This is a genomic window from Mesorhizobium sp. L-8-3, assembly GCF_016756615.1.
Lineage (GTDB): Bacteria > Pseudomonadota > Alphaproteobacteria > Rhizobiales > Rhizobiaceae.
Genome location: NZ_AP023262.1, coordinates 100,901 through 113,221, shown reverse-complemented (window position 1 = coordinate 113,221; position 12,321 = coordinate 100,901). Strand labels below are relative to the sequence as shown.

Here is a 12,321-nt window from a genome sequence, read left to right as displayed (position 1 = left end):
CCTCCCTGAGCCAACCTTTGGCCGGGTTCCTCCCGGTCTGGGAAAAGCTTTTCCTTGATTCGCGCCTGCTTTGATCGCAGGTTTCGGTATCGAGGTTGGGAAAAGCTTTTCTCAACCCAGTCTGCACGTATTTTTCAATGTCGACAAGCGGTAAAATGACAGGCCGTGGAGGGTGACGCATGTCCACAACTGCCGTTCCAATGGTTCGGCGGCCAATAGGTCGGCGGATCGTCTCTGCCGAAGATTTGGCCACGTCCAGCGTCGCCGCCTAGGACGGGCGTTCAATTTCGTCCGCTGACGATTGCAGAACGCCGCCCGCCGCCATATGTCTGGGGCGCCCCGGCGGACGACTCCCGCCGGTGACGGACAAGGACCAGCATGCTGCGCTTTCTGTTCCGCTTCCTTTCGACCGTATCCTTGGCGGTCGCGGTGGTGATGGCCGTGCTCGACGCGACGCGCAGCGTGGCATCCTCGGCGCTGGTGACGACGCCGCTCGGCCGAAGCTGGCAGGGGGTCTCGCCCGACACGCTGGCCGCCACCCAGGAGTTCATCGAGACGACGCTGCATCCGCTGCTGTGGGATCCGGTCGCGCTCGGCATCCTGCAGTTGCCCGGCTTCGTGGTGTTCGGCCTGCTGGCGCTGATCCTCTATGCCGTCGGTTACCGGCCCGAGCGCCGCGACGGCTTCGCAACCGGAAGCTGATCGTCCGATCCGCCGGCCTTTGCCCGACATGAAGACGAAGGGAGAATTGCCTGATGTTTTTCCTGAGCGACATGCTGAACAAGAAGCTCCAACTGCCGAAGCCCGGCGAAGCCTTGCCGGGCCGCAGCCGCGCCATTCCGACTGCGTCGAAGCACTTCGTCTCCAAGCGCCCGCTCAAGGGACCCTATCCTGAAGGCCTCGAGACGGCGATGTTCGGCATGGGCTGCTTCTGGGGTGCGGAGCGTTTGTTCTGGCAGACCGAGGGCGTGTGGGTGACGGCGGTCGGTTATGCCGGAGGCCAGACGCCGAACCCGACCTACCAGGAGACCTGCACCGGCCTGACCGGCCATGCCGAGGTCGTGCTGGTGGTCTATGACCCCAGGATCGTTTCCTATGCCGAACTGCTGAAGCTGTTCTGGGAGAGCCATGACCCGACGCAGGGCATGCGCCAGGGCAACGACGTCGGCACGACCTATCGCTCGACAATCTACACGTTCGGCGAGGCCCAGCAGAATGCCGCGCGCGCCTCGCGGGACGCCTACGAAACCGAACTGCGCAAGGCGGGGCGCGGCAAGATCACAACGGAGATCGCGCCGGCGCCGGCGTTCTACTTCGCCGAAGGGGACCACCAGCAATATCTCGCCAAGAATCCCTATGGCTATTGCGGGCTGAAAGGCACCGGCGTCGCCTGCGCCGTGCCCACCGCCGCGGCCGCCACCGCCTGATACCTGGTCACGCTAGGCCCTTGTGACTCTTTGTGTTTTTTGGGGGGTGACGTTCGGTGCGTCCTTCGAGGCTCGCTGCGCTCGCACCTCAGGATGAGGGACGTAGTGCCCGGCTCCCTCATCTTGAGGCGTAGTGCCAGCCTCACTCATCTTGAGTGCGTAGCGCCAGCATCCCCCATCCTGAGGTGCGAGCGCAGCGAGCCTCGAAGGACGCACCAAAGAAGGTTCAATCCAACCTGTCATTTCCTTTGTGCAGAGGCACTAGTCCGAACGCCCTCGACCTTCTATCGGCCAGATCGCCTCCAGCGCATCGCCGCGCACCAGGTGGATTGCGTCGTGCAAATTGACCGTCGGATCGCAATGCGGCACCGTGCATTCGATGCGCGTTCCCGCAGGAGGCGGGGCAATCCCGGGATGCGTCTTCAGCCGGCCGAACTCGTCGCCGGCCCAAAGGATCAGCCCCAATTCCCTGCCGTCGAGAAAAGCCCGCGGCGGCGGGCCGTCCACGGCGAAGCTCTTTGTGCCGCCATCGGTGATCGCCTCGCCGCTGGCGCTATGGCCGATCACCGTCACAGCGACGAGCAGGGCGAATTCGAATATGTCCGCGCCGGTCCCATGCAGGTCCACGGGTCGATAGGCTTCGTCCATGAACACATAGGAGCCTGCCTGCACCTCGGTCAGCAGCTTGTCTTCGAAGTCCAGCAGGTGGCTGCCGGTGCCGCCGCCGCTGACGACGGCGGGTGCAAGACCGGCCGCCCGAAGTGCCGTGATGATGGTCTTCAATCGCTCATTGGCCGCACGATTGGCCACGCGACGTTCCTCAAGGCCGAAGACATGCTGCACGTGACCGGCATAGGCCTGAATGCCGGCATAGACCAGACAGTCCTCGGAGCGGATGGCTCGCGCCAGCGCGACCGCCGCTTCCGGTTCGGCCACGCCGGTCCTGCCCAGCCCGGTGTCGCAGTCGACCAGCACCGCGATCCGCCCGCCCGCTTCCCGCGCGGCCGCGCCATAGGCGGCGACCAGTTCCACTCGGTCGACGACCACCGTGAGGTCGGCCCCTCGCGCCGCGGCCGCCGCAAGGCGGTCGATCTTGAGCCGGCTCGCGACCGGAGCCGTCAACATCAGTTTGTTGACATCAGCGTCGAACAAAGCGAGCAATTCGCCCGGCTTGGCGCAGGCGATGCCGAGCGCCCCTGCCGCCATCTGTCGCTGGGCGATGCCGGCACATTTGTGGGTCTTGGCGTGCGGACGCAGGCCGAGCCCGTTGGCCGCGGCCAGATCTGCCAGGATGCGTATGTTCGCCTCGAAGGCGGTGGCATCCAGCAGCAGCGCGGGCGTCTCCAGCAACGAGCGGCTTCCCGCAGACCCGACGAGCGGGGCATTGAGGGCAGCGACCCCGCTCTTCATCGCGCATCTCCGCTTGCGGCTGCGGCGCGCAAGGCATTTGTGGCCGCGATGTCGACGCTCAGCGTGGATCGATCGATGACGACGCCATAGTCGCGGGCCGCGCCCTCCACGGTCACCTTGTCCTCGATCACGTCGGCCAGCACCCGCGCCGGCTCACGCTCGAACGCGGCGCCGAATCCGCCTCCCCCGGCCCCGACCAGGCGGAACACGTCCCCCGCCTTGACCGAAAAAGCCTCCATCGGCATCGTCGGAAGCATGCGCCTTGCGCCATCGGGCGCAAGGATAATGTGGGCCGAGGGAGCGCCTGGCTGGCCGCCGTCGATGCCGAAGGGCGGATGATCCCGCCGGTCGCCGCGCAGGTTCACGACGGTATCCTGGTGAAAACGGAACTCGCGCACGAAGGCGAGCCCGCCGCGATTCTGGCCGGGACCGCCCGAATCCGGCACGAGCCCATAACGCACCACTTCCACCGGCATCTCCGCTTCGATCATTTCGATCGGCTGGTTGGAGATGTTGGCCGCCGGATTGGAAACGCCCTCCAGGCCGTCGCGCTGCGCGCGCGCGCCCCATGTGCCGACCATCATCTCGTTGAGCACGAATTGCCTGCCCTGCCAGGTGCCGCCGGCAGCCATCAGGAACGGCCCCCCCTCCGACCCTCCGATCGCACGCTCCGGCACGGCCTTGGCCAGCGCCTGCATGATCGTGTCGAACACGCGGTAGCCGACGACGCCGCGGGCTCCACAGGCCGCGGGGAAGACCGGGTTGAGCAGGCAGCGTTCCGGTGCCCGCACGGTGATCGGCCTGAGGTAACCGTCGCAATTGGGAATGTCGCGGCGCGACACGCAGCGGATTGCGGTGAATGCCGCTGACTCCGGCAGCGAGATCGGGCAGTTGATGCTCGCCGCCATCTGCTCCGACGTGCCCGCGAAATCGATGTCGATCGTGTCGTCGGCTATGGTGACGGTGGCGCGGATACGGATCGGTTCGGGATTCTCGCCGAGCCCGTCGAGGAAGTCTTCGCCGACATAGATCCCGTTTGGCAGTTCACGGATCGTCTCGCGCATCATCGCTTCTGCCTGGTCGTGAAGCGCCGCTACATATGCGGCAAAGCTTTCGGTGCCGTAGCGTTCCACGAGAGCGAGCAGCCCTTTCTCCGCCGTCGTGCAGGCGGCGATCTGGGCGCGGAGGTCGCCCAGTACCTCGACCGGCTGGCGCGTGTTCGATTCGATCAGGTCGAGCAGCGTCCTGTTGGGGCGGCCGCCTTCGTACAGCTTCATGAGCGGAATGCGCAGGCCTTCCTGCTGGATCTCGGTCGCGTATATGGCGACGCTCCCTGGCACGATGCCGCCGACATCTGTGTGGTGCGCCACCGTCGTCGCATAACCGGCGAGTGCGGCACCGAAGAAGATCGGCTTCAGCACGTAGATGTCTGGGAGATGCTGTCCGCCCGAGCCGTAGGGGTCGTTGGTGATGAAGATGTCGCCGGGGGCCAGGTCGTCGGCGAAGCGCTCCTTCAGGAAATGCATGACGCGGGGAAACGAGCAGAGCTGGATCGGCAAGGTCAGCCCTTGGGCGATGATGCGTCCCTGCGGGTCGCAGAGCCCTGTCGAATAGTCCATGATGTCGCGCACGACGGGCGAGTAGGCGCTGCGCATGATGATGAGGGCCATCTCGTCGGCGACCGAAGCCAGGCCGTTGCGGATGACTTCGAGCGTGATCGGATCGACGCTGCTCATTGTCCGACCTCGATCTCGATATTGCCGGCTGCATCGAGCCTTGCTGCCGCGTGTGGCGGCACCACGCAGGTGCAATCATAGTCCTCGACGATGAAGGGGCCCTGCCGCGGGGTGCCGTCCAAGGAGGCGCGCCCGATGACCGGCGTCATGAGCGGCTCTATGCCGAATGCGACCTGCCGGTCGCGGCGTGGGAAGGCTGGGGTCGCCGCAAAGCGTCCGATCTTCGAGGCCATCGGCACGCGCACCGACAGTCGCCCATTGACCAATTGCACAGGGTCGCCGCTGGAGCGGTGGCCGTAGGTTCGCTCGTGCTCGCGATGGAACCCTTCCACCAGCGCTTCGGGGGCGCCGTCCGCTTCGTCCATGACGTTGAGCTCATAGGCCTGGCCGAAGTAGCGCAGATCGGCGCTGAAGCGGAAATCCGCTGTTGCCGTGTCGTAACCTTCGGCGACGAGCGCTGTCGCCGCGCGGGTGTAGAGTTCGTTCCTCAGCACCGACAGCGATTCCGGTGAAAGCTCCGCCGCATCGGCCAGGACCGGCTGTACGAACTCCTGCTCGACGTCGGACCGCAACAGGCCGAAGCCCGAGAACACCCCGGCAGCCACCGGCACCACGATCCGGCCTATGCCCAGCGCAGAGGCGATGTCGGCGGCGACGACAGGTCCGTTGCCGCCGAATGCGACGAGTGTGAAATCGCGCGGATCGCGGCCGCGATAGGTGGACACCGCCTTCACCGCACGCGTCATGGTGGAGACGGCGAGCGTCAGGACCCCTCGCGCCGTGCCGATGAGGTCCTGACCGAGCGGCTCGGCGACCTGGCTTCGCAGTGCCCGCCTGCCAGCTTCCGCATCGACGTCGATCGAGCCGCCGGCCAGCGTCGTGTCGTTGATGTAGCCGAGCGTGACGAAGACGTCGGTCAGGGTCGCCCGCATGCCGCCACGGCCGTAGCAGACCGGACCTGGCATGGCGCCGGCGCTTTCGGGGCCGACGGTGACGCGGCCGAGCCTGTCCAGCGCCACCAGGCTGCCGCCTCCGGCGCCGATCTCCGACACGTCGATGAACGGCATCTTGATGGGATAGCCTCCTCCTTTGACCAGCTTGCTGGAAAGATTGATACCGGCGCCGACCTCGTATTCGTCGGTACGCGCCGCTTCGCCATTCTCGATAAGCGCCGCCTTTGCGGTGGTGCCGCCCATGTCGAAGGAGATGATGTTGGCCGCTCGGCGCTCGCCGCGCACCAGGCGCGCGCAGGCTATGACGCCGGCCGCGGGCCCGGACTCCACCAGCGAGGCCGCGCGCTTCACCGAGGCCGCGAGCCGCATGATGCCGCCGCCGGAATGCATCATCTCGATCGGCGCCTCGATCCCTATCCCGGCCAGCCTGCCTGCCAGGGCATCGGCATAATTGCCGATCACGGGGCCGACATAGGCGTTTACCACCGCCGTCGAGCTGCGTTCGAACTCGCGGATCTCAGGCAGGATCTCCGAGCCTCGGCAGATATAGATGCCGTGGCCCAGCGCATCGCGCAGGATCTCTTCTGTCCGCACTTCGTGCGCGGCGTTGACATAGGCATGGAGGTAGCTGATCGCGACGGCCTCGACACCCTCTTTCCGGAAGGTGTCGGCGGCGCGCAAGACGTCTTCCTCGTTCAGCGGCAAGCGGATCGTGCCGTCGGGACCGAGCCGCTCGCGCACTTCCAGTCGCAGCCGCCGCGGCACCAGAGGTGGCGGCTTGTCGTACTGCAGGTCGTAAAGGACCGGAATCCGCAGCCGCCTGAGTTCGAGCACATCGCGAAAGCCCGCCGTCGTGACCAGGCCGGTGAGGGCGCCCTTGAATTCGAGGATGGTGTTGGTCGCGACCGTGGTCGCGTGAACGATGCCGGTGATCGCCTTCGGGTCGATGCCGAGATCGCGCATGAGCACGCTCAGACCGGAGGCGATGCCCCGGCTGTAGTCGTCGGGCGTCGACGCGACCTTCCTGATCTCGACGGTGCCGGCTTCGTCTACCAGCGCGATGTCGGTGAAGGTCCCGCCGATGTCGATGCCGATGCGGTATGCTTTGTCGTTCATTTCTTTCAGCTTCTTTCGGATACACGGACGCAGCGCCGGCCCGTAGGACGGGTCTCGTCAGTTCAAGGCAGCCGGCAGGAAAAGCGCGATTCCCGGGAATGCGACGAGCAGGGCGAGCAGCAACAGCATCGAGAGCACGAAGGGCATCGAGCCGGTGGCGATCTCGCCGATGCGTCCGTTGCGGCGGATCCCCTGGATGACGAAGAGATTGATGCCGACCGGCGGCAGGATCATCCCCGCCTGCATGAGGACCACCAGAGCCACCCCGAACCAGACACCGTCGAAGCCGGCCGCGAAGACCACGGGCGCGATGATCGGCACGGTGGAGATCATCATCGCCATCTCGTCCATGAAGGCGCCGAGGATGAGATAGAAGACAATGACCGCCAGCATCAGGCCGAGCGGCGGCAGATCATAGGCGGTGACCAGGTTCACGATGGCCGTCGTAAGCCCGACGGCGGTCATCACGAAGTTGAGGAAGAATGCCGCGAGCACGATCAGCATGATCATGCCGGTGGTCTTCATCGTGTTCTCCACCGCCGTCATGAACATGGCGATCGTGAAGCGGCCGCGCGCCATCGTCAGAATGACTGCGGCGGCGACGCCAAGAGCCGCCGATTCGGTGGCGGTTGCCCAGCCAAGATAGATCGAGCCGATGACCACCCCGAAGATGAAGACGGGCGGCAGGAATTCCGCCAGAAGCGCGAGCCGCTCGTTCCACGTGACGGCCACCCTTTGCCCGCCCAGGCTCGGCCAGGCCGTGCAGGCGAGTGCGACCGCGCCCATGAACATCGCCGCCAGGAGCAGGCCTGGGACGATGCCCGCCAGATAGAGCTTTGGGATCGAGGTATTTGTGATCAGCCCGTAGACGATGAGGTTGATCGAAGGGGGGATGAGGATCCCGAGCGTGCCGCCGGCGGCGAGCGTTCCGAGGAAGAGCGGTGGGTTGTAGCCGTATTTGCCAATCTGCGGCATCGCCGTCGTGCCGACCGTTGCCGCCGTCGCGACGCTGGATCCGCACATCGAGGCAAAGAGGGCGCAGGACCCGATATTCGCGTGCATGAGGCCGCCCGGCATCCAGGAAAACCATGCCGCCACTGCGGCATACATGCGGTCGGCGATGCCGGAACGCAGCAGCACTTCGCCGAGCAGCACGAACAGCGGGATGCTGACCATCAGGAAACCGGTCGACGAACTCCAGGCGACCTCCCCGATGGCCCGCGTGAGAGGCAGCGGGCTGAAGAATTCGGAAAGGCCCATGCCGACCAGCCCGAGACTGACCGCGATCGGCAGCCCGAGCGCCAGAAACAGGACCATCGCGCCGATTGCGAAGGCGATCATAGGGGCAGCCCTCCGGGCTCTTCGGCGGTGCGCTGTTGCCTGTTCGCGAGTTCGGCCTGCAGCTCCCGCTCGAGTTCCGGCGCGCCGGCGAGCAACCCGACCCGCCGCCAGTCCCCTCGCAGAAGGGCCGACAGGCACGAAAGCAGAAGGACCACCGCGACAAGCAGGAACCAGACGAGACCGCCGAGCCACAAGGCTTGCGGCACCGATTTCGGAATGGCGAGCGAACTCTGCGACGTAGCGCCGAAGCGCAGGCTGCTGGCCAGAACATCGGTCGAGAAATAGACCAGCGTGGCAGCGAACAGCACGGTTCCGGCGAGCGCGATCACGTCCGATATGGCCCGGCCGCGCTCGCCGAAACGGGCGTAGAGCGTATCGATGCGCACATGGGCCTTGTCGAGGAGCACGGAGCCGAAGCTCCACGCGGTTCCGACGGCCAGTGCAAAACCCGCCAGTTCGTCGACACCGCCGAGCGTTCGGCGGAAGAACTGGCGCATGACGATCTCAATGATGATCAAGACCGTCGCGGCGACCAGCAGAAGCCCGCCAGCAAGCAGAACAAGTCGTGAGACGGCGCGCAATCCACGAAGCGGGCTGGGCCGGGCCTGAGGTTCGCGCGCCGCCATGATCACTTTGCCCCGGCTTCGAAGCCGAGCGCCTTGCCGACTGTGCCGTTCCACTCCGCCACGCAGGCTTCGCCGCACCGGCTCGCCCAGCGCGGCAGGATCGTCTCGGTCACCATGCCGGTCAGCAGGGCCTTGTCCGCGTCCGAAACGTCGACCAGCTTCATATTGGCCCTTGTGCCGGTCTTGCATTCGCCGACGCCTGTGTTGCAGTTGATGCCTTCCGCCGCGGCTGCCCCGACATGGGTCCACATCTCATCCTCCAGCCTGGCGAAGGCGTCTGTGAGGAACGTCCTGGTCGGTTCGTCGAGCTGGTTCCAGCTATCGAGGTTGATGGCGCTGAAATAGGGCGCCCAGCCGAGCACCAGCGGGAAGAGATGGTCGGTCACTTCCCACCATTTTGCGGAGTTGCCGGGGCCGGTGCCGGTGACCCCGCAATCGGCGGTGCCGTTCTGCAGCGCGGGCACCACCTCGGCGAAGGAAAGATTGACCGGCGTGCCGCCGACCGCCTCCACGAAGTCCGAAAGCGTCTGGTTGAAGGTTCGGATCTTCTTGCCCGCCAGGTCGGCGACGCCCTTGATCTCGCCCTTGCAGAAGAGCACCTGCGGCGGCGACGGCCACATCATCAGGAGATGGGCATTGAAGTTCTCCTGCATGTTCTTGTCGATGACAGGGCGGTAGGCGTCGACCGCCTTGCGCATGGAGCCGAGGTCGAGGATCGCGCCTGAAAGATCGAGCCCGTCATAAAGCTTGAAATCGCCTGCGACGAAGCTGACCGGGCCGGTGACGATGTCGGCGATCTTCAGCTTGAGCAGTCGCAGTGTCTCGTCGCCCTTGAGGCCGAGCGTATCGAGGCTGTTGAAATCGGCCGTGATTCTGCCGCCTGAAATCTCCGGCAGCGTGCGCTGCCAGAACGGCTGCTCTACCACCGTCGTCATGGTGACGTTGCTCCAGCCGCCGATCACTTTCAGGCGAAGTTCCTGCAATTCCTCCCCATGGGCCGCTCCCATCGCCGCGGCGGCGAATGCCAGCGACAAGAGTGTCGTGCGTAGCTTTCTCATTGTCGTGTCTCCCCTGCTGGACGCCGCTGCCGGACAGCGGCTGGGAATGAAGCTACACAAGAAGAGTGATTGCTTCTAATTGATTTCGCGACCATCGATGATAGTCTCTGCCTATCATGCGTCTGACCCTCGCTCAGATCGAATCCTTCTACTGGATTGCCAGGCTGGGCTCCTTTCATGCCGCCGCGCGCCAGCTTTGCATCACCCAACCGTCCATATCAGGACGAATTCGCGAGCTTGAGCGCGACCTGGGTTGTGTCCTGTTCGACCGCAGCAGCGGACGTGCGCGTCTCACCGAGGCCGGAAAGGCGATCCAGCGCCAGGCCGAGCAGATGCTGGCTCTGGCGCGCGAGATCCACGACCAAACGACCGCCGGAAAACTCCGGGGCTTGCTGCGGCTCGGTGTGGTCGAGACGGTGGCGCATCTGGCGCTGCCGAGGCTCATCCGCGAATTGAACGCCACGCGACCGTCGCTGCGCATAGAGCTGAAAGTCGATGTCGGCGCGGTGCTCCTGAAACAGTTGGCCGAACGGCAGCTCGATGTTGCTATCACCACAGACGCAGCCGCCTCCGAGGGCATAACCGTGAAGCCGCTGGGCGAGGTCGATCTGGCCTGGCTCGGCCCAGCCTCCCATCCGTTGGTCGGACGGACGCTGACGCCTGGCGACCTCGTCGCCGAGGCGATCTTCACGCAGCCTGAGACGTCGACCATAGGCAGGACGATACGGGAGTGGTTCGAAACCGCCCACTGCACGCCGAAATCGATGAGCGGCTGCAATTCGCTCTCGGTGACGAGTGAACTGGTCGCCTCGGGATTGGGTTTCGCGGTGATGACGCCGGCAATCATAAGATCAGACATTGCCGACCGGATCCACCGGTTCGAGGCTAGCCCCTGCATCGCGCCGCGGACCCTGTCGCTCGCCGCGCTCGACGAGACGTGGTCGGGAGACACCGAGTTCATAGCACGGTTCGTGGCCGATACGTTTCGAGAGCTGAAGGCGCTGCGCTAGCCGGCTGGGGCAAGAGCCTCCTTTTCATCAGCCTACCGGAAACCGGGCATTTCTGCTCCGCTTGCACCGGCGCAACCATTTTCCAAAGGGTCAAAATTCCGCGTGAATTTTGTTCTGCGCCATGCAACATTGGCGTGATGAGCGGGAGGAGGAAACTCCCGCCATGGCTGCCGGGCCGGCCGGGGATCGAGGCAGGCGCGGGCGGCGTCAACGGATGACAACCGACAGGGTGTGGATCACATGAAGCGTATCGTTCTCGGCCTTCTGGCCGCAACAGCAATGTCCGCCTCGGCTTTCGCCGCGGACATCAAGCCGGCGATCATCTACGATCTCGGCGGCAAGTTCGACAAATCCTTCAACGAGGCTGCCTTCAACGGTGCCGAGAAGTTCAAGACCGAAACCGGAATCGAGTACCGCGATTTCGAGATCCAGAACGACGCCCAACGCGAGCAGGCGCTGCGCAAATTCGCCGAGGACGGCAACAACCCGATCGTGATGGCCGGCTTCTCCTGGGCTGCGGCACTTGAGAAGGTCGCCGCCGAGTTCCCGGACACCAAGTTCGCCATCATCGACATGGTCGTGGACAAGCCGAACGTGCGCTCGGTCGTGTTCAAGGAGCAGGAAGGCTCCTATGTGGTCGGCGTGCTCGCCGCGCTCGCTTCGCAGAGCAAGAAGGTCGGCTTCATCGGCGGCATGGACATTCCGCTGATCCGCAAGTTCGGCTGCGGTTACGTGGGCGGCGCCAAGGCCGCCGGCGCGACCGACGTCATCTACAACATGACCGGCGACACGCCGGCCGCGTGGAACGACCCGACCAAGGGCGGCGAGATCGCCAAGTCGCAGATGGACCAGGGCGCCGACGTCATCTACGCCGCCGCCGGCGGCACGGGAGTGGGCGTGCTCCAGGCAGCGGCCGATGCCGGCAAGCTCGGCATCGGCGTCGATTCCAACCAGAACGGCCTGCAGCCCGGCAAGGTGCTGACCTCGATGGTGAAGCGTGTCGACGTCGCGGTCTACAACGCCTTCAGCGACGCCAAGAATGACGCCTTCACCGCAGGCTTCAACAATCTCGGCCTCAAGGAAGGCGGCGTCGACTACGCCATGGACGACAACAACAAGGACCTCGTCTCTGCCGACATGAAGGCAGCGGCCGAAAAGGCGAAGAACGACATCATCGCCGGCACGATCACCGTGCACGACTACATGTCGGACAACAACTGCCCGTACTGATCCAGTCGAATGACCCGCGAACCGCCGGCCTTCGGGCCGGCGGTTTCGTTGTACGCCTGCAAACGATGCCGTCCGTGCGCTTCGGCCGCCGCAAGAGGCGCCGCCTCATCCATGGATCGACGGCCCTCAGGGAAAATTCATGAACCGGGACAGACCGCTGCGCCTCGTCGCGATCACCGTGCTGATGCTCGCCGGGATACTGGCTGGCACGCAGTTCGGCAAGATCGCGCCGCTGGTCGACTGGTACAGGACCGAGAGCGGCTTCTCGCTCGTGCTGATCGGCTGGCTGACCTCGACAATCGGCATCTTCGTCGCGTTGGTGGCGCTGCCGGCGGGCTGGGCGATCGAGTTCCTGGGCATGAGGCGGACATTCGTCGGCGCCTCCATCCTGCTCGCGCTGGGGGGGTGTCGCGC

The 12,321-nt window shown here is 65.1% G+C and carries 11 protein-coding genes; 4 read left to right on the top strand and 7 right to left on the bottom strand.

Features of this window, described 5'->3' with window-relative positions; all coding sequences use genetic code 11:
• The first annotated feature begins 378 nt into the window (after positions 1–378).
• Positions 379–702, top strand: coding sequence for a hypothetical protein (locus JN302_RS00530; protein WP_202309604.1), 324 nt, complete (start codon positions 379–381; stop codon positions 700–702).
• A gap of 53 nt (positions 703–755) precedes the next feature.
• Positions 756–1,427 carry a peptide-methionine (S)-S-oxide reductase MsrA gene (gene msrA / locus JN302_RS00525; protein WP_202309603.1) on the top strand — a complete coding sequence of 224 codons (672 nt, stop codon included), beginning with the start codon at positions 756–758 and terminating at the stop codon, positions 1,425–1,427.
• Between the two features lie 261 nt (positions 1,428–1,688).
• On the opposite strand, the gene JN302_RS00520 is transcribed toward msrA, so the two are convergent.
• Genes JN302_RS00520 through JN302_RS00495 form a run of 6 tightly spaced genes read right to left on the bottom strand, consistent with a single transcriptional unit; the run spans position 1,689 to position 9,667 of the window.
• Positions 1,689–2,837 (bottom strand): alanine racemase, encoded by a 1,149-nt coding sequence (locus JN302_RS00520; RefSeq protein WP_202309602.1) that lies wholly within the window; start codon positions 2,835–2,837, stop codon positions 1,689–1,691.
• Positions 2,834–4,573, bottom strand: coding sequence for a hydantoinase B/oxoprolinase family protein (locus JN302_RS00515; RefSeq protein WP_202331229.1), 1,740 nt, complete (start codon positions 4,571–4,573; stop codon positions 2,834–2,836). The genes JN302_RS00520 and JN302_RS00515 overlap by 4 nt, the downstream gene beginning before the upstream one ends.
• Positions 4,570–6,642: a hydantoinase/oxoprolinase family protein gene (locus JN302_RS00510; RefSeq protein ID WP_202331228.1), complete on the bottom strand. Its 2,073-nt coding sequence runs from the start codon at positions 6,640–6,642 to the stop codon at positions 4,570–4,572. Before JN302_RS00510 ends, JN302_RS00515 begins: the two co-directional genes overlap by 4 nt.
• 57 nt (positions 6,643–6,699) lie before the next feature.
• A complete protein-coding gene (locus tag JN302_RS00505; RefSeq protein WP_202331227.1) occupies positions 6,700–7,983 on the bottom strand; it encodes a TRAP transporter large permease in 1,284 nt (427 codons plus the stop codon).
• Positions 7,980–8,609, bottom strand: a complete 630-nt coding sequence (locus tag JN302_RS00500; protein WP_202331226.1) for a TRAP transporter small permease subunit — start codon at positions 8,607–8,609, stop codon at positions 7,980–7,982. Before JN302_RS00500 ends, JN302_RS00505 begins: the two co-directional genes overlap by 4 nt.
• Positions 8,610–8,611: 2 nt before the next feature.
• Complete coding sequence (locus JN302_RS00495; protein ID WP_202331225.1) at positions 8,612–9,667, bottom strand: TRAP transporter substrate-binding protein; 1,056 nt, start codon at positions 9,665–9,667, stop codon at positions 8,612–8,614.
• A 116-nt stretch (positions 9,668–9,783) separates the two neighbouring features.
• Here JN302_RS00495 and JN302_RS00490 point away from each other — a divergent pair, with 116 nt between their 5' ends.
• Together JN302_RS00490 and JN302_RS00485 are read left to right on the top strand one after the other, a co-directional pair.
• A complete protein-coding gene (locus tag JN302_RS00490) occupies positions 9,784–10,677 on the top strand; it encodes a LysR family transcriptional regulator (RefSeq protein ID WP_202331224.1) in 894 nt (297 codons plus the stop codon).
• 240 nt (positions 10,678–10,917) lie between these two features.
• Positions 10,918–11,907, top strand: coding sequence for a BMP family lipoprotein (locus JN302_RS00485; protein ID WP_202309595.1), 990 nt, complete (start codon positions 10,918–10,920; stop codon positions 11,905–11,907).
• A 126-nt stretch (positions 11,908–12,033) separates the two neighbouring features.
• On the opposite strand, the gene JN302_RS00480 is transcribed toward JN302_RS00485, so the two are convergent.
• Positions 12,034–12,294 carry a hypothetical protein gene (locus JN302_RS00480; RefSeq protein WP_202331223.1) on the bottom strand — a complete coding sequence of 87 codons (261 nt, stop codon included), beginning with the start codon at positions 12,292–12,294 and terminating at the stop codon, positions 12,034–12,036.
• Between the last annotated feature and the right edge of the window lie 27 nt (positions 12,295–12,321).